At 67.6% G+C, this 24185-nt stretch carries 25 protein-coding genes; 19 read left to right on the forward strand and 6 right to left on the reverse strand.

The annotated features are described in order from the left end of the window. Entirely contained in the window at positions 1–723 is a 723-nt protein-coding gene (locus H4O11_RS09965) for a ThuA domain-containing protein (protein ID WP_182339266.1), read from the reverse strand. 129 nt (positions 724–852) lie between these two features. On the opposite strand from H4O11_RS09965, the gene H4O11_RS09970 reads away from it, so the two are divergent. Continuing rightward, a complete protein-coding gene (locus tag H4O11_RS09970; protein ID WP_182339267.1) occupies positions 853–1299 on the forward strand; it encodes a universal stress protein in 447 nt (148 codons plus the stop codon). 67 nt (positions 1300–1366) lie between these two features. Here H4O11_RS09970 and H4O11_RS09975 read toward each other — a convergent pair whose 3' ends face one another. Continuing rightward, on the reverse strand, positions 1367–1663 hold the full coding sequence (locus H4O11_RS09975) for a DUF2782 domain-containing protein (protein WP_182339268.1): 297 nt from the start codon (positions 1661–1663) through the stop codon (positions 1367–1369). 88 nt (positions 1664–1751) lie between these two features. On the opposite strand from H4O11_RS09975, the gene polA reads away from it, so the two are divergent. Next, on the forward strand, positions 1752–4526 hold the full coding sequence (polA, locus tag H4O11_RS09980) for a DNA polymerase I (RefSeq protein ID WP_182339269.1): 2775 nt from the start codon (positions 1752–1754) through the stop codon (positions 4524–4526). Between the two features lie 322 nt (positions 4527–4848). On the opposite strand, the gene hemF is transcribed toward polA, so the two are convergent. The 4 genes from hemF to H4O11_RS10000 form a co-directional block, all read right to left on the reverse strand. Beyond that, a complete protein-coding gene (gene hemF / locus H4O11_RS09985; RefSeq protein ID WP_182339270.1) occupies positions 4849–5745 on the reverse strand; it encodes an oxygen-dependent coproporphyrinogen oxidase in 897 nt (298 codons plus the stop codon). An 80-nt stretch (positions 5746–5825) separates the two neighbouring features. Then, on the reverse strand, positions 5826–6410 hold the full coding sequence (locus tag H4O11_RS09990; protein WP_182339271.1) for a hypothetical protein: 585 nt from the start codon (positions 6408–6410) through the stop codon (positions 5826–5828). A gap of 30 nt (positions 6411–6440) precedes the next feature. Then, the gene (locus tag H4O11_RS09995; RefSeq protein ID WP_182339272.1) at positions 6441–6860 is read right to left on the reverse strand and encodes an NUDIX domain-containing protein; all 420 of its coding nucleotides are present in this window, start codon (positions 6858–6860) and stop codon (positions 6441–6443) included. After that, positions 6857–9226, reverse strand: a complete 2370-nt coding sequence (locus tag H4O11_RS10000) for a S9 family peptidase (RefSeq protein WP_182339273.1) — start codon at positions 9224–9226, stop codon at positions 6857–6859. Before H4O11_RS10000 ends, H4O11_RS09995 begins: the two co-directional genes overlap by 4 nt. 151 nt (positions 9227–9377) lie before the next feature. On the opposite strand from H4O11_RS10000, the gene H4O11_RS10005 reads away from it, so the two are divergent. From H4O11_RS10005 to H4O11_RS10085, 17 genes are all read left to right on the forward strand, one after another. Then, positions 9378–9707, forward strand: coding sequence for a hypothetical protein (locus tag H4O11_RS10005; RefSeq protein ID WP_182339274.1), 330 nt, complete (start codon positions 9378–9380; stop codon positions 9705–9707). Between the two features lie 36 nt (positions 9708–9743). Then, positions 9744–10343, forward strand: a complete 600-nt coding sequence (locus H4O11_RS10010; RefSeq protein WP_182339275.1) for an RNA polymerase sigma factor — start codon at positions 9744–9746, stop codon at positions 10341–10343. Next, positions 10340–10555: a hypothetical protein gene (locus tag H4O11_RS10015; RefSeq protein WP_182339276.1), complete on the forward strand. Its 216-nt coding sequence runs from the start codon at positions 10340–10342 to the stop codon at positions 10553–10555. The genes H4O11_RS10010 and H4O11_RS10015 overlap by 4 nt, the downstream gene beginning before the upstream one ends. A 169-nt stretch (positions 10556–10724) precedes the next feature. Beyond that, positions 10725–12122 carry a cytochrome ubiquinol oxidase subunit I gene (locus H4O11_RS10020; RefSeq protein ID WP_182339277.1) on the forward strand — a complete coding sequence of 466 codons (1398 nt, stop codon included), beginning with the start codon at positions 10725–10727 and terminating at the stop codon, positions 12120–12122. Position 12123: 1 nt separating this feature from the next. Then, positions 12124–13137 (forward strand): cytochrome d ubiquinol oxidase subunit II, encoded by a 1014-nt coding sequence (gene cydB / locus H4O11_RS10025; protein ID WP_182339278.1) that lies wholly within the window; start codon positions 12124–12126, stop codon positions 13135–13137. Positions 13138–13222: 85 nt separating this feature from the next. Beyond that, positions 13223–13963 (forward strand): beta-ketoacyl synthase chain length factor, encoded by a 741-nt coding sequence (locus tag H4O11_RS10030; RefSeq protein WP_182339279.1) that lies wholly within the window; start codon positions 13223–13225, stop codon positions 13961–13963. Continuing rightward, positions 13929–14759 carry a lysophospholipid acyltransferase family protein gene (locus H4O11_RS10035; protein WP_182339280.1) on the forward strand — a complete coding sequence of 277 codons (831 nt, stop codon included), beginning with the start codon at positions 13929–13931 and terminating at the stop codon, positions 14757–14759. The genes H4O11_RS10030 and H4O11_RS10035 overlap by 35 nt, the downstream gene beginning before the upstream one ends. Continuing rightward, positions 14746–15003, forward strand: a complete 258-nt coding sequence (locus tag H4O11_RS10040) for a phosphopantetheine-binding protein (RefSeq protein ID WP_182339281.1) — start codon at positions 14746–14748, stop codon at positions 15001–15003. Before H4O11_RS10035 ends, H4O11_RS10040 begins: the two co-directional genes overlap by 14 nt. Next, complete coding sequence (locus H4O11_RS10045) at positions 15000–15278, forward strand: acyl carrier protein (RefSeq protein ID WP_246333410.1); 279 nt, start codon at positions 15000–15002, stop codon at positions 15276–15278. The genes H4O11_RS10040 and H4O11_RS10045 overlap by 4 nt, the downstream gene beginning before the upstream one ends. Beyond that, on the forward strand, positions 15238–15852 hold the full coding sequence (locus H4O11_RS10050; protein ID WP_246333411.1) for a COG4648 family protein: 615 nt from the start codon (positions 15238–15240) through the stop codon (positions 15850–15852). The genes H4O11_RS10045 and H4O11_RS10050 overlap by 41 nt, the downstream gene beginning before the upstream one ends. Then, positions 15845–17542: an ApeI family dehydratase gene (locus tag H4O11_RS10055; protein ID WP_182339282.1), complete on the forward strand. Its 1698-nt coding sequence runs from the start codon at positions 15845–15847 to the stop codon at positions 17540–17542. The genes H4O11_RS10050 and H4O11_RS10055 overlap by 8 nt, the downstream gene beginning before the upstream one ends. 4 nt (positions 17543–17546) lie before the next feature. Then, positions 17547–18302, forward strand: a complete 756-nt coding sequence (locus tag H4O11_RS10060; protein WP_182339283.1) for a glycosyltransferase family 2 protein — start codon at positions 17547–17549, stop codon at positions 18300–18302. Next, positions 18299–19240, forward strand: a complete 942-nt coding sequence (locus tag H4O11_RS10065) for an LpxL/LpxP family acyltransferase (protein ID WP_182339468.1) — start codon at positions 18299–18301, stop codon at positions 19238–19240. Before H4O11_RS10060 ends, H4O11_RS10065 begins: the two co-directional genes overlap by 4 nt. Continuing rightward, positions 19230–20780, forward strand: a complete 1551-nt coding sequence (locus tag H4O11_RS10070) for an HAL/PAL/TAL family ammonia-lyase (RefSeq protein WP_182339284.1) — start codon at positions 19230–19232, stop codon at positions 20778–20780. Before H4O11_RS10065 ends, H4O11_RS10070 begins: the two co-directional genes overlap by 11 nt. Next, positions 20773–21189 (forward strand): acyl-CoA thioesterase, encoded by a 417-nt coding sequence (locus H4O11_RS10075; RefSeq protein ID WP_182339285.1) that lies wholly within the window; start codon positions 20773–20775, stop codon positions 21187–21189. Before H4O11_RS10070 ends, H4O11_RS10075 begins: the two co-directional genes overlap by 8 nt. Then, the gene (locus tag H4O11_RS10080) at positions 21186–21812 is read left to right on the forward strand and encodes an outer-membrane lipoprotein carrier protein LolA (protein WP_182339286.1); all 627 of its coding nucleotides are present in this window, start codon (positions 21186–21188) and stop codon (positions 21810–21812) included. Before H4O11_RS10075 ends, H4O11_RS10080 begins: the two co-directional genes overlap by 4 nt. 1 nt (position 21813) lies before the next feature. Beyond that, positions 21814–24171: an MMPL family transporter gene (locus H4O11_RS10085; protein ID WP_182339469.1), complete on the forward strand. Its 2358-nt coding sequence runs from the start codon at positions 21814–21816 to the stop codon at positions 24169–24171. The last annotated feature ends 14 nt before the right edge of the window (positions 24172–24185 follow it).

Consider the following 24185-nt stretch of genomic DNA (forward strand, 5'->3'; position numbering starts at 1 on the left):
TCAACAGGCCGCCGTTGCGCCGGTGGCATAGGCAAGCCCACGCCGCAGCAGGGCCAGCACGTTGGCATCGGCATACACCGCCGCGTCGTGGCCGAAACCGGTATACCAGCTGCGGCCACGTCCCATCGGACGGCACCAGGCGATGGGATGGTCGGCGCCCATGGTGCCCCCCTCGTAGCTGGACTCGTCCACCGTGGCCAGCACCTGCACGAATGGCCGCGGATTGCGGCGGTAGTTGTAGATCTCGTCGGTGACGGACCATCGCTGGCCGTCGTGGCCGTCGTGGCCGTCATTGGCCACCATCACCTGCGCTGTCTGCAGCCCCGGTGGATGCTTGTGGAACCAGGCACCTACCAGTTCCCCATACCAGGGCCAGTCGTATTCGGTATCGGCCGCCGAATGCAGGCCAAGGAAGCCGCCGCCGCCTTCGACATACGCCTGCAGGGCAGCCTGCTGGGCACCGTCGAGCACGTCACCGGTGGTGTTGGCGAAGACCACCGCCTGGTACCGCGCGAGGTTCGCCGGGGTGAATGCCGCCCCGTCCTCGCTGTGATCGATTCGCAGCCCTTGCCCGGCCGCCAGCGTGCGCAGCGTGTCCACCGCCACCGGGATCGATTCATGGCGGAACCTGGCGGTGCGGGTAAAGACCAGGATGGCGTCGTCGGCAACGGCCGGCCACGGCAGCAGGACAAGGCAGAGGCAGCACAGCAAGGGCAGGCGCATGGGGCGGATCATGCCACGGACGGTCGCCACGCCCATGCTGCACTGCATTGATCCAGGTCAAGGCGCGGCGTGCACATCCAGTGTGCAATGGTGGCGTTCCCATCCGGCACCCCACGAAGGAGCCCCGCCATGTACAAGCGCATCCTGATCGCTACCGACGGTTCCGAGCTGGCCGACAAGGGCCTGCTGAAGGGCCTGGAGCTGGCCAAGGACCTTGATGCCGAGGTCGACATCGTGACCGTGTCCGAACCCTGGGCCGTTGGCATGTATGACGCCATGGGCTGGAGCGTGGGCTACATGAACAGCCCCGAATACAAGGCCGACCGCGATGAGAATGCCCAGAAGGTCCTGCAACCGGCCTTGGCCAAGGCGCAGGCACAAGGCATCCGGGCCAATGGCGTGCATGTACTGGACCGCTATGCAGCGGACGGCATCATCGACAGCGCCGAGGAGCATCGATCCGACCTGATCGTGATGACATCGCATGGTCGTCGCGGCGTCAGCCGGGTGTTGCTGGGCAGCCAGACCACCGAAGTACTGGCGCGCAGCCAGATCCCGGTGCTGGTCATCCGCTGACGCCACCCTGTTCCCTGGGGAGGGGACGCGGCGTCGGGCGCAGGAAGCGTCCGGCGCCGTTTCTTCCTCACCAGCTGTAGAGTTTCCAATACACCGGCGACACGCCGTCGCGATCATTGTCCATCCGGCCGTCGCCATTCTGGTCGTACATGTAGTACGGGGCGCCGCGCAGCGGCGTTACCTTGACCATGCGCAGCTGGCCGGACACGCGGTATTCCTCCACCACGTCGCCGTTGTCCAGCGTGCGTTGGGCGACCTCGGCACCGGTCACGTCCACCGGCGGCATGCCGGCACCGCCAGACGTCGCGCAACCGCCCAGCAGCAGCGCCAGCAACGCCGTGGGAGCGAGCATCAGGGTCTTCATGGACGGGGGTCCTTTGCCGGGTGGGAGGCTTGATTATGCCTCAACACGGTGCAGCCTCCGCGAAGGCAGGGGCGCGTAGAATCGTCGCATGAGCAGATTAGTCCTTATCGACGGGTCCAGTTACCTGTATCGCGCGTTCCACGCGCTGCCGCCCTTGTCCAATGCGCAGGGCGAACCCACCGGTGCCCTGTTCGGCGTGGTCAACATGCTGCGCTCCACCCTCAAGGAGCGCCCGGCCTTCGTTGCCTTCGTCGTCGATGCGCCGGGCAAGACCTTCCGCGACGACCTGTACGACCAGTACAAGGCCAACCGCCCGCCGATGCCCGATGAACTGCGCAGCCAGGTCGAGCCGATGTGCCGCATCGTCGAAGCGCTGGGCATCAGCATCCTGCGCATCCCTGGAGTGGAGGCCGATGATGTGATCGGCACGCTGGCCCTGCAGGGCGTGGCGCAGGACCTGAAGGTGACCATTTCCACCGGCGACAAGGACTTTGCCCAGCTGGTGCGCCCGGGCATCGAACTGGTCAACACCATGACCGGCAGCCGCATGGATTCAGATTCGGCGGTGATGGACAAGTTCGGTGTGCGCGCCGACCAGATCATCGACCTGCTGGCGCTGATGGGCGACACCGTGGACAACGTCCCCGGGGTGGAGAAGTGTGGGCCGAAAACCGCTGCCAAGTGGCTGGCCGAGTACCAGCACCTGGACGGGGTGATGGCCGCCGCACCCACCATGAAGGGCAAGATCGGCGAGAACCTGCGCGCGGCGCTGGAACGCCTGCCGCTGAACCGCGAACTGGTGACCATCCGCACCGATGTGGCGCTGGAATCCGCACCGACCACCCTGGCCCTGCGCGAGCAGGACGTGCCGGTACTGACCGAGCTGTATACCCGTTACGGCTTCACCCAGGCGCTGAAGGAACTGGGTGGCCCGTTGCCGGCCCCGGCCACCGCCAGCGAAGCCACGCCGAGCCTGCGCGGTACTGCCGCAGGCTTCGCCCGCGGCAGTGCCGAGGCGCCGGCCGCCGGCACGCTGGACCCGGCGCTGGCCGCACCGGGTGATTACGAGACCGTGTCCACCATCGAACAGCTGCAGGCCTGGGTGGATCGCCTGCAGCAGGCCGAGCTGGTCAGCTTCGATACCGAAACCGACGCGCTGGACGCGATGCGCGCGCGCCTGGTTGGCGTCAGCCTGGCGGTCGAGCCGGGCAAGGCCGCCTACGTCCCGGTCGGCCACGATTACCCGGGAGCGCCGGCACAGCTGCCGTTGGAGCAGGTGCTGGACGCGCTGCGCCCGGTGCTGCAGGACCCGGCGAAGAAGAAGCTGGGCCAGCACGGCAAGTACGACCTGCACGTGTTGCGCCGCCACGGCGTGGACGTGCAGGGCTACCACGACGACACCATGCTCGAGAGCTTCGTGCTCAATTCCACCGCCACCCGCCACGACATGGATTCGCTGGCCCTGCGTTACCTGGGCTACAGCACCATCAAGTTCGAGGATGTCGCCGGAAAGGGGGCCAAGCAGATTTCGTTCTCGCAGGTGGGCATCGACGAAGCCAGCCGCTATGCCGCCGAGGACGCCGACATCACCCTGCGCCTGCACCGCGCGCTGCAGCCGCAGCTGCTGGCCGAGCCAACCCTGGACAGCGTGTATCGCGATATCGAGATGCCGCTGGTGCCGGTGCTGGCCAGCATCGAAGCCAATGGCGTAAAGGTGGACAGCGAAGAACTGCGCCGCCAGAGCCAGGACCTGTCATCGCGGATGCTGGCCGCACAGCAGAAGGCCACCGAGCTGGCCGGCCGCAGTTTCAACCTGGATTCGCCCAAGCAACTGCAGGCGGTGCTGTTCGACGAGCTGAAGCTGCCGGCGGTGGTGAAGACCCCCAAGGGCCAGCCGAGCACGAACGAGGAAGCGCTGGAGGCGATCGCCGACCAGCACGAGCTGCCGCGGGTGATCCTGGAATACCGGGGCCTGGCCAAGCTGCGCAGCACCTACACCGACAAGCTGCCGGAAATGGTCAACCCGGACACCGGCCGGGTGCACACCAGCTACCACCAGTCCGGCGCGGCCACCGGCCGCCTGTCCTCCTCGGATCCGAACCTGCAGAACATCCCGATCCGCACCGAGGACGGCCGCCGCATCCGCCGGGCGTTCATCGCCCCGGAGGGCCAACTGCTGCTGGCGGCCGACTATTCACAGATCGAACTGCGCATCATGGCCCACCTGTCCGAAGATCCGGGCCTGGTGCGGGCCTTCGAGCAGGGCGTCGACGTGCACCGCGCCACCGCCGCCGAGGTATTCGGGCGGACGCTGGAAGAAGTAACCAGCAACGAACGCCGTGCCGCCAAGGCGATCAACTTCGGCCTGATGTACGGCATGAGCGCGTTCGGCCTGGCCCGCAACCTGGGCATCGACCGTGGCCAGGCGCAGGATTACGTGGCGCTGTATTTCAGCCGCTATCCCGGCGTGCGTGATTTCATGGAGCGGATGCGCCAGCAGGCCCGTGAGCAGGGGTACGTGGAAACCCTGTTTGGCCGTCGCCTGTACCTGAACGACATCAACGCGCGGAACCAGGGCCTGCGCGCCGGTGCGGAGCGCGCGGCGATCAACGCGCCGATGCAGGGCACGGCCGCGGACATCATCAAGCGGGCGATGGTGGACGTGGACCAGTGGCTGCGTGGTTCGGCCGCGCCGGCCAAGATGATCCTGCAGGTGCATGATGAACTGGTGTTTGAATGCGCGGCCGGTTTCATCGATGAACTTCGGGTCGAGGTGGTGCGGCGCATGTCGCAGGCAGCCGAACTGCGGGTTCCGCTGGTGGTCGATACCGGGCATGGCATCAACTGGGACGAAGCCCATTGAGACGCATTCACCTCATTTTTTTGAGACGAAGAGCTGAGCAGAGTCATTTGCCTGACTAAATGATGAATATTTCACTGAGGGCAGCGGGATTAATTGGCTACCTTCACGATTCATCAATGTTGAAAGTGCTTCCATAGCCTCAACAGGCGCAACGCCTGTTATGGATCTCTCCCATCCCCTGGAGCAGATCTCGGAACGGGGGCTCCTCCCCAAGCGCCCGTTCCCCGGCCCCGTTGACCCTCCCCTGGTCAGCGGGGCTTTTTATTTGGGGCGCCGTTCGCCCTGCGGCACGGGTTGCCAGCCAATGGCCGGTACCGTCGCATCAGGCCCAGTCGCGCGGCACCAGATAATCAGCCAGCCGCGCCTCGGCGCTCCCGGGTTCGGGCTGGAAGCCATACTCCCACCGCGCCCGCGGGGGCAGGCTCATCAGGATGCTTTCGCTGCGGCCACCGCTCTGCAGGCCGAACAGCGTGCCGCGGTCGTATACCAGGTTGAACTCCACGTAGCGGCCGCGGCGATACAGCTGGAATTCGCGTTCGCGTTCGCCATGCGGGGCCTCCTTGCGCCGTGCCACGATCGGCAGGTAGGCCTGCAGGAACCCGTCGCCGACGGCCCGCATGTACGCGAAATCGGAGTCGAAGTCGCCGTGCAGGTCATCGAAGAAAAGCCCGCCCACGCCGCGCGTTTCGTTGCGATGGCGCAGGAAGAAGTATTCGTCGCACCAACGCTTGTGCGCGGGATAACGTTCGGGGCCAAAGGGCGCGCACAGGTCGCGCGCCACCTCATGCCAGTGGCGCACGTCTTCGTCGAAAGGATAGAACGGCGTCAGGTCGAAGCCGCCGCCGAACCAGCTGGCCACCGTCTGTCCATCGCGCTGGGCCTGGAAGAAGCGCACATTGGCATGGGTGGTGGGCACCAGCGGGTTGATGGGATGGAATACCAGCGACACCCCGGTGGCGCGCCAGGAGGCGCCGGCCAGTTCCGGACGGTTGGCGGACGCGGAGGGCGGCAGGCGGCTGCCGGAAACGTCCGAGAAGCCGATGCCGGCCTGTTCAAACACGGCGCCGTCGCGGAGCACGCGGGTACGGCCACCACCGCCCTCCGCACGCTGCCAAGCGTCTTCCTGGAAACGGGCCTGGCCGTCGACGCCTTCGATGGCGGCACAGATGCGGTCCTGCAGGTCGGTGAGGTAAGCGCGGACGTGGTCGAACTCGTTCATGCCGGCATTTTACCCGCTGTATTCGAGCCACGGGCGCGCACCGTGCCGCACTGTGCGCGGTTGACGGGCATGGCCTGGTGTCAGCCGGGTAGAGCGGGGCGATGCCCCGCTGCCGGGAATCGAGCGCGGATATCCGGACGCATCAGCCGCCAGGCCAGCCAGCCCTGCAGCGCGGCGAACAGCAGGCAGCTGCCCAGCAGGGTGGCACTGACGATGCGTCGTTGTATCTGCAGGGCCTGCATGGCCTCGGGATCGCCCAGCCGGGTGAGCAGGACAGCGCCCACATGGTCCAGCCACCACACCACGCCCAGGTTGCCCACCGCCGTGATCACCAGCAGCCAGGTGAAGCTCAACAGCCCCCAGCGCCGGCCCCGGTAAAGGCCCCAGCTGGATACCAGCGATGGCACGCACACCGCGGCCATCGACAGGCTGCCGGCCACCGGATGGGCCAGCAGCCAGCGCAGGCTGGCTGGCCAATGCTGTTCGGCAGCCAGCGCCAGCAGCAGTTGCCAAGGGGTGCTCGCGGCCAGTGGCCACGCCACCAGGGCCTGCAGCAGGAACCAGGCGACCATCGCGATGCAGGCCAGCAGCGTGGCCAGCGCCAGCGGACCGACGAAATCCGCGTGCCGTGGCCGTGTTGCAGTAGCCGGCGGGGTCAGGGGCATGGGTATTCCTCGGGACGGTGACCGCCGTGGTCAGCGGGCCGCCAGCAGCAGGCTGGCGGCCGGCAGGATATGGCCTTCGCTCAGCGGCGCCAAGGGACGGCCATGCGGAGGCTGCAGGGGCACCCATGCCAGCTCCGCTATCTCCGCCCGGGCCTGCGGGATGCCTTGTACGCGCACCCACCACACCTGCGCCTGCACGCGCATGCCGGGCTCGTTTGCCGCCCGGTCACTGAAGGAGCCCAGCGCCGACGCTGACCCGGGCAGCAGCCGGACGCCCAGTTCTTCATGCAGTTCACGCGCCAGCGCCTGCAGCGGGGCCTCGCCCGGCTCCGGCTTGCCCCCGGGCTGGATGAAGACCGTGGCGCCATGCTTGCGTACCACCAGCACGTTGCCACGGCCGTCGTCGATGACCGCGGCCACGATCTGGATCGTCGCCGCGGCCGGGGTCACTTCACGTTCTCGTTGAACAGCTTGAGGATGCGCTTGTACTGGTCCAGCCACGAATCGGCGCGCGTATAGCCATGGCGCTCGAGCGGATAGGGCGCGATGGACCAGTTGTCCTTGTGCAGTTCGATCAGGCGTTGGCTGAGGTTGACCGAGTCCTGGAAGAACACGTTGTCGTCCATCATGCCGTGGCCGATCATCAGGTGGTCCTGCAGGTTCTGCGCATACTCGATCGGCGAGGAAACGCGGTATGCCTCCGGGTCGATGTCCGGCGTGTTGAGGATGTTGGCGGTGTAGGCGTGGTTGTAATTGTGCCAGTCCACAACCGGGCGCAGCGCAGCGCCGGCCTTGAAGGTGCCCGGCGAACGGAACAGCGCCATGAAGGTCATGAAACCGCCGTACGAGCCGCCGTAGATGCCCGCACGGTCACGGTCGCCCTGCTGGGTTTCGGCCAGCCAGTCCAGGCCGTCCTTGTAGTCTTCCAGCTCCGGGTGGCCCATGTTGCGGTAGATCGCGGTGCGCCAGTCGCGGCCGTAGCCCTCGCTGCCGCGGTAATCCATGTCGAGCACGATGTAACCCTGCTGCACCAGCAGGTTATGGAACATCTGTTCGCGGAAGTAGGCCGGATAGCGCTGGTGCACGTTCTGCAGGTAGCCCGCTCCGTGCACGAACATCACGATCGGATAGGTCTTGCCCGGTTCCTTGTTCTCCGGCTCGTAATACTTGGCCCAGACCACGCCGGCACCGTGCCTGGACGGCACCTGTACCAGTTTTGGCTGGATCCACTGGCGTGCCTTGAACTCAGCGCTGCGGGTGTCGGTCAGCACGCGCGCCTGGCCACCGCTGGCCGGCACCACCGCCAGCTGCGGCGGCAGGTAGGCGCCGGAGTAACGCACCAGCAACTGCTGGCCGTCGGGCGACAGGGTGAAGTCCTCGACACCGTTGAGGTCGGTCAGTTCACGCACCTGGCGGCTGGCCACGTCCACGCTGCACACCTCGTAATCGTGCGGCGCCTGCTGGTTGCACAGGAAGTAGAAACCCTTGCCATCGGCCGACAGCGCCGGCATCGAGGTTTCCCACTTGCCACTGGTCAGCGCCTGCGGCTTGCTGCTGCCGGCCTGGGTATACAGGTGCGAGAAGCCGGACTCCTCCGACAGCAGCCACAACGTGCGGCCGTCGGCCATCCAGCCGAAATCGTTGAAGCCCCAGTTGATCCAGGCATTGTCGGTCAGGCGATGGCGGCTCTGCAGGCGGCCATCGGCGGCGCCCAGGCTGACGATCCAACGGTCCTTGTTGTCGTTGGCACGCAGCATGATCGCAGCCTGTTGGCCGTCGCTGCTCCAGCGGATGCCACCGCCCATGAATTCGCTCATCACTTCCAGCGGACGGTTGCCCTTCAGTGCCTCCTTGCCGGCCTTCCTGCGCAGGGCGGCCAGCGGGTCGGTGCCGATCCCCGGCAGCGCATCCAGCGACACTTTGCTGGCCTTGCCGCTGCGTGCGTCGACCAGCCAGAAGGTGTGCGGCTCCGGATCGTTGCGGCCGACGCGGGTGCGGGTTTCCTCGTTTTCCTCGTAACCGGATTCGGTCACGTACAGCGGCATCTTGCCGGTGCGTCCTTCATCGAAGTCCTTGGGCTTGGTCACCACCACCAGATGCTGCAGGTCCGGTGACAGCACGCTGTCGACGATTTCCACGTCGGCGCCCAGGAACACCGGGCCGGGCGCGCGGGTAGGGTCCGCTTCGCGCCAGCGCTGGTCCTGGTCCTTCAGCGCCTCGCGTTGTTCACGGTCGCGGCGCAGGGTTTCCAGCGTACGCAGCTGCTGGTCGCGCAGCACGTCGGCCTTCGGCGCATCGGCAGGGTTCTTCTCGGCCTTCAGGCTGGCCACCTGGGCCACGCCATTGCGGGCATTCCAATGGAACCAGTTCTGGCCGGTACGCCAGATCACGCCGCCGTCGACGGCGAAGTCCACCCCGCCCGAACGCTCGTTGCCGCGGGTGAGCTGGGTCAGCGTGCCGCTGCGCAGATCGCGCAGGAACACATCGCCATTGCGTACGAAGGCCATGCGGCTGCGGCTGCCGTCGTATACCGGATTGGCCACGTCCAGGCTGCCGCGTTGGTCATCGGCCACCTGGCTGGCGACGCCCCCCGCCACTGGCTGGCGGAAGGTGTCGCGGACCGGGCTGCCCGTGCGCTTGAGCTGGTATTCCACCTGCTGGCTGTTCCAGGACCACCAGGCACGCTCGACTGGCGGCCCGATCCAGTCCGGGTCGGCCATGGCCTGTTCGATGGTGATCGGGGTCGGCGCGGCATGCGCGGCCGGGGCGGCCAGTACCGCGGACAACAACAGGGACAGGGGCAGCACTCGGGACATGGGCGGACGGCACCAGATTGGAGAAAACCGGCCAAGGGTAGCAGCCCGCCAGCGGCGGGGGCTGGGCCACAGGTCATGGGGGAGCGTGGTGCAACCGGATTCCCACATCGCGCATCTGCATGTTCAACTCACCCCGGACAGGAGCACCACCATGCAGGAACTCATCCCGATCACGTTGTTCATCTGCATTGCCTACGCCATCCAGGCGCTGGCCGATGCCCGTGCACGCGGCAAGCTGGTCGCCCCGCATGTGGCCGAAGAGGTGCTGATCTCGCTGGCTGCGCTGGAGGACGAGCGCCGGCGCATGAGTGCACTGCGCTGGGGCATCACCCTGTGCAGCGTGGCGCTGGCGTTCGGCCTGCTGGAGCTGACCGGTGCCCGCGAGCTGGACTTCGGCGCGGTGGCGGTGCTGGCAGGCAGTGCCGGGTTGGGGCAATTGCTGGCGTGGCGCTTTACCCGTCCTGCCGTGCGCCAGGGCTGACGCCCTCATGGTGCCTGGATGCAGGGCGCATGATCGATGAGCGTGCCTGGCGACCCCGATGCTTCGCGCATGGCCGAGCGCCTGCAGGTCATCGCGATCATCGATGGCTCGCAGGCAGCATTCGACACGCTGGTCGGCGAGCACCAGCGCCTGTGTGCCCACGTCATCGGGCGCATGGTCAATGATCGCGAGCAGGTCGCCGACCTGCTGCAGGAGACCTTCCTGGCCGTATACCGGCAGTTGCACCGCTTCCGCTTCGAGGCGTCGCTGCGCACCTGGATTTCCCGCGTGGCCTATGCCACGGCGCTGCAGCACCTGCGGCGGCGCCGGCTGGAAGCGCAGTGGTTCGTGGCCATGGAGGATGATGGCGCGGCGGAAATCGGCGACCAGGAGCCTGGCCCGGTGGAGCTCAGCCATGCGCGCCAGGCCGGGCCGTGGCTGGCGGCCGCGCTGGAGCGGCTGAGCCCGCCGCAACGGCTGGTGGTGGGACTGCACTATCTGGAAGAGTTCGATATCGCGGAGATCACGCAGATCACCGGCATGCCGGGCGGTACCATCAAGAGCCACCTGTACCGCGCGCGCCAGTCCATGAAGACCGATCTGCTGTCGCGGGCCACCGTTGGAGAACTGTTGTGACCGCACCGGACCCCCATGACGACCAGGCCGCCCGTGCGCTGCGCGAAGCACTGGGCCACGCCGAGGACGCGGCACCGATGCCGGATGTCCGTGCCAGCATCAGCCGTCGCCTGCGGGCCGAACAGCGCGATGGAACCCCCGGCTACGTGCTGCTGCAGGCGCTGTTGCTGCTGGCATTGCTGGTCGCCGGCATCTGGTACCTGGCGGGATAGGACCACCTCGCAGGGTAGTGACCGGCCATGCCCGTCAGCGTGCACAGCGCGGCAGGGACCTCGCCCTGCGACAAAGTGAAGCACAGCGTCACCGGGTCGCATCCCCGCTTAACGGAAATCAGCCCAGACTGGTGCGGATTTCCCCACCCGCGGCAGGCAGGAGGCGTCCTTGGACGCATTGTTGTTGTCCCGGATCCAGTTCGGGTTCGTCGTCAGTTTCCATGTGTTGTTCCCCGCCTTCACCATCGGCACCGCCAGTTGGCTGGCCTTCGTGGAATGGCGCTGGCTGCGCACGCGCAACCCGGCCTGGCGCGAGCTGTATTTCTTCTGGCAGAAGATCTTCGCGGTGTCCTTCGGCATGGGCGTGGTCAGCGGCATCGTCATGGCCTTCCAGTTCGGCACCAACTGGCCACGGCTGGTCGAAGTGGCCGGTACCGTGATCGGTCCGTTGCTCACCTATGAAGTACTGACCGCATTCTTCCTGGAAGCCAGCTTCCTGGGCGTGATGATGTTCGGCTGGGGCAAGGTATCGCCCCGCCTGCATTTCTTTTCCACCTGCATGGTGGCGCTGGGCACGTTGTTTTCCACGTTCTGGATCCTGGCATCCAACAGCTGGCTGCATACGCCGGCCGGGCACGAGATCGTCAACGGCATCGTGCATCCGGTGGATTGGTGGCAGGTGGTGTTCAACCCCTCCTTTCCCTACCGGCTTGCGCACATGGCGCTCGGCTCGTTCATCACCACCTGCTTCGTCATCGGCGGCATCGGCGCGTGGTACCTGCGCCGTGGGCAGCACGTGGAGGCTGGCCGACGCATGCTCGTTGCGGCAGTCATCTTCGCGGCCATCACCGTGCCCGCACAGATTTTCGTCGGCGACATGCACGGCTTGAACACCCTCGAGCACCAGCCGATGAAGATCGCGGCGGTGGAGGCGCACTGGCATCAGGGCAAGGAAGGCGAAGGCGTCCCGCTGGTGGTGTTCGCGCTGCCCAACGAGAAGGAAGAGCGCAATGATTTCGAAGTGGCCATTCCCCGGCTGGGCAGCCTGGTCCTGACCCATTCGATGGATGGTAGCTTCGATCCACTGACCTCGGTGCCGGCCAGCGATCGCCCACCGGTGACGCCGGTGTTCTTCGCCTTCCGCATCATGGTCGGGCTGGGTACGCTGATGCTGTTGCTGGCCTGGGTTTCAGCCATTGCCTTGTGGCGACGGAAGCTGCTGCATTCGCGCTGGCTGCTGCGTGGTTGGAACTGGATGCTGCCCAGTGGCTTCATCGCGCTGGTGTCCGGCTGGTTCGTCACTGAAATGGGGCGGCAGCCGTGGGTGGTGTATGGCCTGCTGCGCACCGCCGATGCGGTGGGTCCGCAGAGCGTCTGGATGAACGTGCTTTCGCTGGCGGTCTATGTGGTCGGCTACGCCTTCGTGTTCGGTTGGGGCATCTGGTACCTGGTGAAGATCCTGCGCCAGGGGCCGAAACCGCACGAAGACGGGCCATCGCTGGACGGTGGCAGCCACACCCCGGCGCGCCCGTTGTCGGCCGCCGACGAACCGCTGGAGGAGCGCTGACATGGACCTGGTGACCTGGCTTCCCGTGGCATGGTTCGCGGTGATCGGCTTTGGCGTGCTGATGTACGTGGTGCTGGACGGCTTCGTGCTTGGCATCGGCATCCTTGCCCCGTTCTCGCACGGCGAAGATGAGCTGGACCAGATGATGAACACCGCCGCGCCGATCTGGGACGGCAACGAGACCTGGCTGGTGCTGGGGGGTGCCGGCCTGCTGGCGGCCTTCCCCAAGGCCTATGCCGCGCTGCTGTCGGCGCTGTACCTGCCGGTGCTGCTGCTGGTGATGGCACTGGTGTTCCGCGGTGTCGCCTTCGAGTTCCGCTTCAAGGCGCACCGCTCGCGGCGGCTGTGGAGCGTGGCGTTCGGGCTGGGATCGCTGCTGGCCACGTTCGCCCAGGGCATCATCCTCGGTGCGCTGGTGCAGGGCCTGCCGATCGTGGAGGGCGTGTACCAGGGTGGCCCGTTCGGCTGGTTCAGCCCGTTCGCGATGCTGACCGGTGCGGCGCTGGTGGCCGGCTACGCCTTGCTGGGCAGCACCTGGCTGATCCTCAAGACCACCGGCCCGGTGCAGGTGCTTGCGCGCCAGCTGACCCGCCCGCTGGTGGTCGCGGTGATCGTGGCGATGGGGCTGGTCAGCAGTTGGCTGCCGTTCCTGCACTCGCGCCTGATGGAGCGCTGGTTCAGCGATGGCAACTTCTGGTGGCTGTCGCCGGTGCCACTGCTGACCCTGGCCGTTGCGGCGGCGCTGTGGCGCAGTGCCCTGCATCCACGGCGCGACCTGCCGCCATTCCTGCTCACCCTGGGCCTGTTCGCGCTCGGCTTCATCGGGCTGGTACTGGGCATGTGGCCGTACCTGCTGCCACCGACGATGACGCTGTGGGATGCCGCCGCACCCGCGTCGTCATTGGGCTTCAGCCTGGTCGGGCTGGTGCTGCTGCTGCCGGTCATCCTGGGCTATACGGCCTGGTCGTACCGGGTCTTCCGCGGCAAGGTGGAGGCGGGCGCGGGGTATCACTGAGGGGCGTGCCGGCCAGTGGCCGGCACCTGCCGCCGACGCCGGGCGTGCTAGCGTGCGCGGCTCCGTGTGACAGTGTTGTTCCGCCATGATCGAATTTTCCGTCCTCGACTGGGCAGCGTGGGCACCCGGCCTGGCCACGCGCAGCGAATGGCAGCAATGGGCCACGGCACCGTGGCTGCCGCAGGGAGACGGCACGCCCGGGCTGTCCGACGTGCCTGCCATGCAGCGGCGCCGTATCGAGCGGCTGGGCCGCATGGCGATCCAGGCGGCATGCTGGTGCGAAGACGGGCAGGGCGCCGACAGCACGGTGCCGCTGGTGTTCGCCAGCCGCCATGGTGACGTGGAGCGTTCCATGGAACTGCTGCGCGCGCTGGTGGCAGAGGAGGCCCTGTCCCCGACCACCTTCGGGCTGTCGGTGCACAACGCGATCGGGGCCCTGTATTCGATCACGCGTGGCCACCGCGGCAACCTGCTTGCGCTGTCCGCAGGCAAAGCCACCGTGGAAGCGGCCTGCCTGGAGGCGGCGGGCCTGCTCGCCGATGGCGCGCGCGAAGTCCGCGTCGTGGTCTATGACCCCCCGCTGCCGGCACTGTATTCGGCCTTCAGCGACGAACCCTCGACGTACTACGCGTGGTGCTGGCGCCTGGCGGCGGCCGTGCCGGGGCGCGACCGGCTGCGCCTGCAGTGGCGGGCCGACGCCGCGCCCGATGATGCCCCTGGCCTGCTGCCCCATGCGCTGGAGCTGCAACGCTTCCTGTTGGCCGGCGACGACCGTTGCACGCGGGTGGTCGATGGCCAGCGCTGGAGCTGGCACCGTGGCGACTGAAGCCGTGGCCGGGCGCCTGGATGCCGCCTGGCGGGTGCTGGCCACCGGGCTCAGCTTTGCGGTGTTCGGCGTCGGCGGCCTGCTGTTCGGTGCGATCGTGGCGCCATCGCTGCTGCTTGGCGTGCGTGATCCGGCACGTCGTCGCCGGTTGGCGCGTGGGCTGGTGCAGCGCAGCTTCGCCCTGCATGTCCGCATGATGCGTGGCCTGGGCGTGCTCACGTTCGACGTCCGCCATGGCGAACGGCTGCAGCGCGATGGCCTGCTGGTGCTGGCCAACCATCCCACCTTGATCGACGTGGTGTTCCTGGTGTCGCTGCTGCCACACGCCGATTGCGTGATCAAGCGCGCGGTGGCGCGCAACCCGTTCATGCAGGGAACGGTGCGGGCCGCCGGCTACATCGTCAACGATGACGGGCCGGCGCTTGTCGAGGCGGGCATCGAGGCATTGCAGGCGGGCGGTGCGCTGGTGGTTTTCCCCGAGGGCACCCGCAGCACCTCGGGACAGCCGCTACGCCTGCGCCGCGGGGCCGCCAACATTGCCGTGCGCGGTCGCCGCGACATCACCCCGGTGCGGATCCGCTGTACCCCGCCGACGCTGGAAAAGGGGCAGAAATGGTATCGTGTGCCCCCGCGACGCTTCCATGTCTCGCTGGAGGTCGGTGAGGACATTCCGATCAGCACGTTTTTCGACAACGTCGATGCAGCAGGAGGGGAAGCCCTGGCCGCGCGTCGTGTCACCGAACACCTCACCCGTTACTTCCAACCCTGTGGAGAGCCGCCCCGTGCAGGTACTTGAGCACGAGATCAAGGAATTGATCATTTCCGCCTTGTCGCTGGAGGATATCTCCGCCGACGACATCGATGCCGCTGCGCCGTTGTTCGGCGAAGGCCTCGGGCTGGATTCGATCGACGCACTGGAACTGGGCCTGGCCCTGCAGAAGCAGTATGGCGTGAGCCTTTCCGCCGATTCCGAGGAAACCCGCCGCCATTTCGGCAGCGTACGGGCGCTGGCCGCCTTCGTCGCCACCAGCCGCGCATGAACACGCCCCGCATCGCCATGACCAAGGACGCACTCTTCAACCATATCGCCGAACTGCTGACAGGCAGTTTCGAGATCGATCCGGCGTTGATCGTTCCGGCCGCGCGCCTGCGCGAGGAGCTGGACATCGACAGCATCGACGCGGTCGACCTGATCGTGCAGCTCAAACCGTTGCTGGGCCGCAACCTGCAACCGGATGCGTTCAAGGCCGTCCGCACCGTGCAGGACGTGGTCGATGTCGTGCACCGCCTGCTGCCCGACCAGGCCGCTGCCTGACGCCATGCGGCGGATACTGGCCGGGGCGCGTCTGCGCAGGGGGGCGCTGGTGGCGGTATCGCTGGCCTACCCGCTGCTGGTGTACCTGGCAATGGGGCACTTCGAACCGCGCTGGCTGTCATTGCTGCTGTTCATGCTTGCCCTGCTGCGCGCGCTGGGTACCCGCGAGCCATTGTGGATATGGGCGGCGGCCGGCACCGGCATGCTGGCCGTGGCTGCGCTGCTGGGCAATGCGGCGCTGCCGCTGAAACTCTATCCTGCGCTGGTCAACGCCATGCTGCTGGTGTTCTTCCTCGCCAGCCTGCGTTGGCCGCCGACCGTGGCCGAACGCTTTGCACGCCTGCAGGAGCCGGAGCTGCCACTGTTCGCGGTGGCGTATACGCGGCGGGTGACCCAGGTCTGGTGCGGGTTTTTCGTGTTGAATGGCGGGATCGCCGTGGTCACGGCGTTATGGGCCACCGACGCCACCTGGGCGCTGTACAACGGCCTGCTGGCCTATGGCCTGATGGGCCTGCTGCATGGCGCGGAGTGGCTGGTGCGGCGACGGGTCAAGGCGGCGCACGGCCATGGCTGACTGGATTGCGCTGCACCAGCTGCTGCGTACCGCGCCTGCGCATCGCCTTGTCGGCGACGCCGATGGCCAACCGCTGGACCATGCCGGGCTGCTGGCACGGGTCCGCGCATGGCGGACGGCGTTTGCCGCCGCGGCTGGACGCGACTGGGCACTTCATTTCGACGACAGCGTGGCGTTCGCCGCCGCACTGCTGGGCGCCTGGTCGGCGGGCAAGCGGGTGTACCTGGCGGCGGACAGGCTGCCGGCGACGCTGCAGGCCCTGCAGCCGCACGTGGATGGCTTTGCCGGCGACCTGGAGCCGCACTGGGCGCCGTTGGCCATGCCGTTGCCCGAGGCCGCCGCCGGAATCCATGAGGAGTTCAGCGACCTCGACGAGCTGTCATGCCGGCTGGTGGTGTTCACCTCCGGCAGCACCGGCGAGCCGGAGGCGATCGAAAAACGCCTGGACCAGCTGGCGCGGGAAGTAGAGGCGCTGGAGCAGGTCTTCGGCGGCCTGCTGGATGGCGTGCAGGTGCATGGAACGGTTTCGCACCAGCACATCTATGGCTTGTTGTTCCGCGTGCTGTGGCCGTTGGCCGCAGGCCGCGCGATCCTGCCGCGGCGCTTCTTCCACGAAGACCTGGTGGCCGCGCTGTCGGCCGCGCCGTGCGTGCTGGTGGCTACGCCGGCGCACCTGAAACGCCTGCCGGAACAGTTGGAATGGCGTGCCGTGCGCGGGCAGCTGCGGGCTGTGTTCTCCTCCGGCGGCCCGTTGCCCGATCACGCCGCAGCGCAGGTCCGTGTGCTGCTGGGCCAGGCACCGATCGAAGTATTCGGCAGCAGCGAGACGGGCGGCATTGCCTGGCGCCGCTGCGAGGCGCCGCCTTCGGCATGGCAGCCACTGCCGGGCGTGCGTTGGCGTATCGAGGAAGGACAGCTGGCTGTCGCATCGCCGCACCTGGCGACGACGGCCTGGTGGCGCAGCGAAGACCGGGCGGAGATTGCCGACGACGGGGGATTCCGCCTGCTGGGCCGGGCCGACCGCATCGTCAAGATCGAAGAACGCCGCGTCTCGCTGGATGCGCTGGAGCGCGCGCTGCGCGCCGATCCCGCAGTGGCTGATGCGCGCGTGCTGGTACTGCCAGGCCAGCGCGAGCAGCTGGCCGCGGTGGTGGTGCCACGCGATGGCGGGCTGCTGGACGCAGGTGCCGAAGGCCGGCGCAGCTTCACCCAACGGTTGACCACCCTGCTGGCCGCTGGCCACGATGCAGTGAGCCGGCCGCGGCGCTGGCGATTGGTGCCCGCGCTGCCGGTCAATGCACAGGGGAAATCGACCCAGGCGTTGCTGCAGGCCCTCTTCCAGCCGTCCATGCCGTCCTTGCACTGGCTGGACCGCTCCGATTCCACGGCCACGGTCCAGTTGGCGCTGGATCCGTCCCTGCGTGTGTTCGATGGCCATTTCCCGCAGGTGGCGGTGCTGCCGGGCGTAGCGCAGGTGGACTGGGCGATCCGGCTGGGCCGCCAGCTGTTTGCCATGCCGCCACGCTTCGTGCGCATGGATGCGGTGAAGTTCCAGCAACTTGCGCGCCCCGGCGATGTCCTGCTGCTGCAGCTGGACTGGGATGCGGCGCGGGCCGTGCTTGGTTTCCGGTTCAGCTCGGATCACGGCGTGCATGCCAGCGGCAAAGTACTGTTCGCCGATGCCGATTGAAGCCATGAGCGCTCCTGCTGAGCATTCCCTGCTGGTGGTGGTTCCCGTATATGACCATGAACACGCCATCGGCACGGTCGTGGCCGGAATTCGTGCCGCGGGCCTGCCGTGCCTGTTGGTGGATGATGGATCGCACGAGGGCTGCGCTGCGGTGCTGCGCCGGCTGGCAGGCCAGTCCGGCGTGGACCTGCTGCGCCTTGCCTGCAACCAGGGCAAGGGCGGCGCGATGCTGGCGGGCTTTGCCGAAGCCGCCCGTCGCGGGTACAGCCACGTGTTGCAGATCGATGCCGACGGCCAGCACGACACCGATGAGCTGGAGCGTTTCGTCGCGTTGTCCAAGGCGCGTCCGGAAGCCGTGGTGTGTGGCATCCCGGCGTACGACGCAACGGTGCCGAAGATCCGCCTGTACGGCCGCTATGGCACCCACGTCTGGGTCTGGATCAATACCCTGTCGCTGCACCTGCGTGATTCCATGTGCGGCTTCCGCGTGTATCCGTTGCCGCCGGTGCTGCAGGTGATGGCCGCCGAGCCGATCGGCAGGCGCATGGACTTCGATACCGAAATCCTGGTCCGGCTGTACTGGCGGGACATCGACGTGCAGCACCTGGCCACCCCGGTCACCTACCCCCGTGACGGTGTTTCGCATTTCGATGTCTGGCGCGACAACCTGCGCATCACCGGCATGCATGCACGGCTGTTCGTGGGCATGCTGCGGCGTGCGCCGCGGCTGCTGCGCCGGCGCCTGCAGGGGTGGCCCTGATGGCGGCGCGTCCGGCACCCCATTGGGCCGACATCGGCGAGCGCACCTCGGTGCGTGGCGTGCTGCTGCTGTGCTGGATACACCGCTGGTTCGGGCGCTGGCCGTACCGGCTGTGCGCGTGGCCGGCGGTTGCCTGCCATTGGCTGGGCAACGGCCTGGCGCGACGGTCGTCGCTGCAGTACCTGCGGCGCCTGCAGGCACATGCCGGTGCCATCGGCCATCCGCCGGGATGGCGCGACAGCCTGCGCCACTTCGCCCTGTTCGGCGACACCATGCTGGACAAACTGCTGGCGCTCGGGCGCCGCTATCCTGCCGATCGCCTGCACCTGCATGACAACGCGGCATTGCAGCGTATCGCGCGCCGCCAGGGCGGCGTGTTCCTGACCGCGCACATCGGCTGCCTGGAACTGTGCCAGGTACTGGCGGAGAAAGTGCCGGGCCTGCACCTCACCGTGCTGGTGCATACCCAGCATGCGCAGCGCTTCAACAGCCTGTTGGCGCGGCTGGATCCGCTGGCTTCGGTGGAACTGGTGCAGGTCACCGATGTAGGCCCGGCGATGGCGATGACGCTCGGTCGCCGGGTGGCCGAAGGCGGTTTCGTGGCCATCGTCGGCGACCGCGTGCCGGTGCGCAGCGCGCGCGTGGTGCATGCCGACTTCCTGGGCCACCGCGCGCCGTTCCCGGTGGGCGCCTATGTGCTGGCTGCCGCACTGGGCTGCCCGGTGTATACGCTTTCCTGCCTGCACCAGGGTGACGGCTACCGGATCGGCTTCGATCTCTTCGCAGAGCGCATCGTGTTGCCGCGGGATACGCGCGAAGCAGCGCTGCAGGCCCAGGCACAGCGTTACGCCCAGTGGCTGGAACGGCAGGTCGCGCTGTCGCCGCTGGATTGGTTCAACTTCTTTCCGTTCTGGGACCAGGCACCTGATGTCCACTGACCTTCTTCCATCCTGCCGTTTCGGCGCAGGCCCGCTGTCCATCGAGGACGTGGTCGCGCTGGCCGGGCGCCGGGCGCGTACCGAACTGGACGACACACCCGCATTCCGTGCGCGCATCCAGCGCGGCGCGGATTTCCTCGACCGGTTGCTGGCCGAAGATGGCGTGGTCTACGGGGTCACCACCGGTTACGGCGATTCGTGCACCGTGGTGATTCCGCCCGACTTGGTCGCCGAGTTGCCGCATCACCTGTATGCATACCACGGCTGCGGCCTGGGCCGGTTCCTCGACGCGCAGGAAACCCGCGCGGTGCTGGCCGCGCGCCTGGCGTCGCTGTCGCAGGGCATGTCCGGTACCAGCGTGGCGTTGCTGGAAGGGCTGGCCAGCCTGTTGCACCACGACGTGCTGCCGCGCATTCCTGCCGAAGGTTCGGTTGGCGCCAGCGGTGACCTCACCCCGCTGTCCTATGTCGCCGCGGTGCTGTGTGGCGAGCGCGAGGTCCTGTACCAGGGCGAGGTGCAGCTCGCCGCCGAGGTGCTGCCACGCATCGGCCTGGCGCCGTTGCGCCTGCGGCCGAAGGAGGGGCTGGCACTGATGAACGGCACCGCGGTGATGACCGGACTGGCCTGCCTGGCCTGGAGCCGGGCCGACTACCTGTGCCGGCTGGCCACCCGCCTGACCGCCTTCAACGTACTGGCCAGCGATGGCAACGCGCATCATTTCGACCAGTCCCTGTTCGCCGCCAAGCCGCATCCCGGCCAGGCCCGGATCGCCGCGCGGCTGCGCACGGACCTGCACAGCGAGCAACCGCCGCGCAATGCACAACGGCTGCAGGATCGCTATTCGTTGCGTTGCGCCCCGCACGTGATCGGCGTGCTGGAAGACACCCTGCCGTTCCTGCGCCAGCTGATCGAGACGGAACTCAACAGTGCCAACGACAATCCACTGATCGACCCTGATGGCGAACGCGTGCTGCACGGCGGACATTTCTACGGTGGACATATCGCCTTGGCCATGGACACGCTGAAGAACGTCGTGGCCAATGTCGCCGACCTGCTCGACCGCCAGCTCGCACTGCTGGTGGATGCACGGTACAGCCACGGCCTGCCGGCGAACCTGTCGGCAGCCACTGGCCCGCGAGCGGCGATCAACCATGGCCTGAAGGCGCTGCAGATCAGCGTATCGGCATGGACCGCCGAAGCATTGAAGGGCACCATGCCGGCGTCGGTGTTCTCGCGTTCCACCGAGTGCCACAACCAGGACAAGGTAAGCATGGGCACGATCGCTGCCCGCGACTGCCTGCGCGTGATCGAACTGACCGAACAGGTGGTGGCGGCGATGTTGTTGGCGGCGCGGCAGGCCCTGTCGCTGCGCCAGCGCATGGATGGCCCACTGCCGCTGCACGACGCGCTGGCGGCGATGCACGCCGATCTCGCCCAGCGCATCGTGCTGGTGGAAGAAGACCGTGCCCTGGATGGCGACCTGCGCCAGCTGCTGCAGGACATCCGCGGCAAGCGCTGGGAGATCTATCGCGATGCATGACCTGGCTGCCGAAATCGCCCTGGCACCGGCTTTCCACGACTGCGATCCGATGCAGGTGGTCTGGCATGGAAATTACTTCAAGTACTTCGAGCTCGCACGCTGCGCCCTGCTGCAACGGCATGACTACGACTACCCGCAGATGCAGCAGTCCGGATACCTGTGGCCGGTGGTCGACGCACGGGTGAAATACATCCGGCCGCTGCGTTACCAGCAGCCGCTGCGCGTGCAGGCGCGCATCGTGGAATGGGAAAACCGCCTGAAGATCGCCTATGGGATCTTCGATGCCGGCAGCGGCGAGCAGCTGACCCGCGCCCATACCATCCAGGTGGCGGTGGCCGCCGACAGCGGTGAAATGCAGTACCTGTGTCCCCCGATCCTGTGGCAGAAACTGGGAGTTGCCGCACCATGAACCTTTTCCGTCCCCTGCGCCTGCTGGCGCTGACGATGCTGCTGGCGGTAGCCAACACCGCCCTGGCAGCCGATCCGGATGTCGAAGCCATCACCCGCGACGTGGCCCGGCCGGCCGTGCTGCGTGGCGCGTTCAACCAGGAGAAGCAGGTCGCCGGCTTCCGCAATCCGTTGCGTTCGCAGGGGACCTTCGTGGTGGCGCGCGAGCGGGGTGTCATCTGGTCGACGCTGGAGCCGTTTCCGTCGGAGCTGGTGATCACCGCCGAACGTATCCTCAGCCGCCAGCGCGATGGCAGCACCCGGGTCGAACTGGATGCCCGCGAGCAGCCGGCCATGCGCTCGGTCAATGCGATCCTGTTCGCATTGATGAGCGGTGACGTGCAGGCCTTGTCCAGCCAGTTCACCGTGCAGGCACGGCGCGACGGCAACACGTGGATCCTGGCGCTGGCCCCGAAGTCGCCGATGCTGGCCAAGGCGTTCACGTCGCTGGAATTGCGTGGCGACCGCTACGTCCGCCAGGTCACCATTGTCGAAGCCAGCAACGACCGCACGCTGATCACGTTCTCCGGCCTGCGCGAAACCCCCGCCGTGCTGAGCGCCGACGAGGCCGCACGCCTTGAGTGATGTGACCGGCAATGCCGCGCCGGGCAATGGCCCGCCCCGGGCGTGGCGCTGGCTGGCGCTGGCCTGGCTGGTGCTGCTGGTCGCGATAGGCGCGCAGCAGGCACGGCAGTGGCGCCAGCAGCCGCCCATCGACACCGACATCCTCGCGCTGTTGCCCCAGGATGCGCATGATCGCCTGCTGTCCGACGTCACCCGCCGGATCGCGGATGCCAACTCGCGTGACGTGGTGGTGCTGCTCGGCAGCACCGACGGCGCTGCCGTGCTGCGTGCCCGGGCCGCGTTTGCCGACGCGCTGGCGAAGGATCCCGAAAGCGGCCTGCTGCGGCCGGCCGGCGCACTGGACGGCTGGTTCGAACAGGCACGCGCGTTCTATGCGCCTTACCGCGACCGGTTGCTGACGGCGACGCAGCGCGAGGCGCTGCAGCAGACGGCGCCGGATGCCTGGGCCGGACAGGCATTGGCATCGCTGTACGGCCCGATGGGCGGGCCACGCCTGACCGCGTGGCTGCAGGATCCACTTTCCTTGTGGCCCGGTTGGTGGCAGCAGCAGGCGAAGGCGGCAGGGTTGCGCTTGGGCGAGGATGGCCTGCTGCAGGCCGATGGCCAGCAGTGGGCGGTGTTGCGTTTCGATACGCGTGGGTCGGCGTTCCAGTTGGATGGCGAGCCGCACATCGGCGCCCTGCTGCAGCGTGCCGGCAACGCCGCCAGCGAAGCGGCGCCAGGGCTTGAGATCGTGCAGGCGGGTGTTCCGCTGCATGCCGAAGCGGCGGCGGTGCAGGCCAACCGCGAGATCAATACGATCGGCTGGGGCTCGCTGGTCGCCGTCCTGCTGCTGGTCTGGCTGGCTTTCCGGTCGCTGCGGCCGATCCTGCTGGTGGCGATATCGCTGCTGGTGGGCTGTGGGGTGGCGTTGGCGGCCACCGTGCTGGTGTTCGGCAAGATCCATCTGTTGACGCTGGTGTTCGGAGCCTCGCTGGTTGGCGTGGCCGAAGACTATGGCATCCACTGGTTCGCCTCGCGCCAGGCCGCGCCACGGCAAAGCCGCTGGACGCTGCTGCGCGGGCTGTTGCCCGGCCTGTGCCTGGCGCTGCTGACCAGCGCACTGGCCTACCTGGCGCTGGCGATCGCCCCCTTCCCCGGCCTGCGCCAGATGGCGGTGTTTTCGGTGGTGGGGCTGGCGGCTGCATTCGTTACCGTGATCCTGTGGTTCCCTTGGCTGGACGGCGGCCAGGTTCGCCAGACCCGCTTCTCGCATTGGCTGGGCAATACCCTGCAGCGCTGGCCACGCATGCAGGGGCGACGTCCGTTGCTGCTGGTGCTGGGCGCGGCGGTCGTTCTTTCGGCCGCCGGCATCACCCGCCTGCACATCGATGACGACCTGCGCAGCCTGCAGTCTTCGCCTGCCGCGCTGATGCAGGACCAGGTGCGTATCTCCCACCTGCTGGGCATGCCCAGCCCAGCGCAGTTCTTCCTGGTGCAGGGCCGTGACGCGGCGCAACTGCTGCAGCACGAGGAGGCGCTGACCGCTCGCCTGCGCACGCTTGAAGGGGAGGGCCGGATTGGCAGCCACCGGGCCATCAGTGACTGGCTGCCATCGCCACGGCAGCAGCAGGCCGATGCCGCGCTGTCTGGGCAGGTCGAGGCCCAGGTGCTGGCCCGTGTTTCCCAGGTCAGCGGCGAGGCGTTGCAGCGTCCCATGTTCTCCAGCACGCCGATCACCCTGCAGGATTTCCTTGCGTCGCCGGCTTCGACGCCGTTCCGGCCCCTGTGGCTGGGACGGTTGGGCGAAGGGGTGGCCAGCGTGGTGCTGGTCGATGATCTGTCGCAGCCGCGCGCGCTGGCGGACCTGGGCGCGGCGGCGACCGGCCTGTCCGGCGTGCGCTGGGTCGATCGCACCGAGGATTTCTCGCGCCTGCTGGGCCACTACCGCAAATTGATGAGCGTGATGCTGCTTGCCGGAATCGCGCTGGTGTTCGCCGCACTGTGGTGGCGATACCGCCGGGATGCCTGGCGGGTGCTCCTGCCGACCCTGCTGGCGGGCGCGCTCACCCTGGCATTGCTCGGCCTGTCCGGCCAGCCACTGCAACTGTTCAACGTGCTGGCACTGATGCTGCTGTTGGGCATGGGCGTGGACTACGGCATCTTCCTGCTGGAGCACCGTGGCGATCCCAGTGCCTGGGTCGCGGTCTGCGTGGGCGCGGCCAGCACCTGGTTGTCGTTCGGATTGCTGGGCCTTTCGGCCACCCCGGCGCTTCGGGCGTTCGGGCTGACCCTGCTGCTCGGCATCGGGCTGGTCTGGATGTTGTCGCCCTTGTTCCGGCCGTCGGTCGAGGCCACCGGCATGGAGCATGAACCATGAAGCGTACGCTTGGG

This window comes from Stenotrophomonas tumulicola (assembly GCF_014117215.1).
Classification (GTDB): Bacteria; Pseudomonadota; Gammaproteobacteria; order Xanthomonadales; family Xanthomonadaceae; genus Stenotrophomonas; species Stenotrophomonas tumulicola.

What these genes read in the sequence shown, in the direction of transcription:
- H4O11_RS09975 (WP_182339268.1), bottom strand. Translation starts at nt 1,663, where the DNA reads ATGAAGACCCTGATGCTCGCTCCCACGGCGTTGCTGGCGCTGCTGCTG.
- H4O11_RS10010 (WP_182339275.1), top strand. Translation starts at nt 9,744, where the DNA reads ATGAGCGTGCCTGGCGACCCCGATGCTTCGCGCATGGCCGAGCGCCTG.
- H4O11_RS10050 (WP_246333411.1), top strand. Translation starts at nt 15,238, where the DNA reads ATGTCGTGCACCGCCTGCTGCCCGACCAGGCCGCTGCCTGACGCCATG.
- H4O11_RS10045 (WP_246333410.1), top strand. Translation starts at nt 15,000, where the DNA reads ATGAACACGCCCCGCATCGCCATGACCAAGGACGCACTCTTCAACCAT.
- H4O11_RS10060 (WP_182339283.1), top strand. Translation starts at nt 17,547, where the DNA reads ATGAGCGCTCCTGCTGAGCATTCCCTGCTGGTGGTGGTTCCCGTATAT.
- cydB (WP_182339278.1), top strand. Translation starts at nt 12,124, where the DNA reads ATGGACCTGGTGACCTGGCTTCCCGTGGCATGGTTCGCGGTGATCGGC.
- H4O11_RS10030 (WP_182339279.1), top strand. Translation starts at nt 13,223, where the DNA reads ATGATCGAATTTTCCGTCCTCGACTGGGCAGCGTGGGCACCCGGCCTG.
- H4O11_RS10005 (WP_182339274.1), top strand. Translation starts at nt 9,378, where the DNA reads ATGCAGGAACTCATCCCGATCACGTTGTTCATCTGCATTGCCTACGCC.
- H4O11_RS10055 (WP_182339282.1), top strand. Translation starts at nt 15,845, where the DNA reads ATGGCTGACTGGATTGCGCTGCACCAGCTGCTGCGTACCGCGCCTGCG.
- polA (WP_182339269.1), top strand. Translation starts at nt 1,752, where the DNA reads ATGAGCAGATTAGTCCTTATCGACGGGTCCAGTTACCTGTATCGCGCG.
- H4O11_RS10080 (WP_182339286.1), top strand. Translation starts at nt 21,186, where the DNA reads ATGAACCTTTTCCGTCCCCTGCGCCTGCTGGCGCTGACGATGCTGCTG.
- H4O11_RS10035 (WP_182339280.1), top strand. Translation starts at nt 13,929, where the DNA reads ATGGCCAGCGCTGGAGCTGGCACCGTGGCGACTGAAGCCGTGGCCGGG.
- H4O11_RS09990 (WP_182339271.1), bottom strand. Translation starts at nt 6,410, where the DNA reads ATGCCCCTGACCCCGCCGGCTACTGCAACACGGCCACGGCACGCGGAT.
- H4O11_RS10070 (WP_182339284.1), top strand. Translation starts at nt 19,230, where the DNA reads ATGTCCACTGACCTTCTTCCATCCTGCCGTTTCGGCGCAGGCCCGCTG.
- H4O11_RS10000 (WP_182339273.1), bottom strand. Translation starts at nt 9,226, where the DNA reads ATGTCCCGAGTGCTGCCCCTGTCCCTGTTGTTGTCCGCGGTACTGGCC.
- H4O11_RS09970 (WP_182339267.1), top strand. Translation starts at nt 853, where the DNA reads ATGTACAAGCGCATCCTGATCGCTACCGACGGTTCCGAGCTGGCCGAC.
- hemF (WP_182339270.1), bottom strand. Translation starts at nt 5,745, where the DNA reads ATGAACGAGTTCGACCACGTCCGCGCTTACCTCACCGACCTGCAGGAC.
- H4O11_RS10075 (WP_182339285.1), top strand. Translation starts at nt 20,773, where the DNA reads ATGCATGACCTGGCTGCCGAAATCGCCCTGGCACCGGCTTTCCACGAC.
- H4O11_RS09965 (WP_182339266.1), bottom strand. Translation starts at nt 723, where the DNA reads ATGCGCCTGCCCTTGCTGTGCTGCCTCTGCCTTGTCCTGCTGCCGTGG.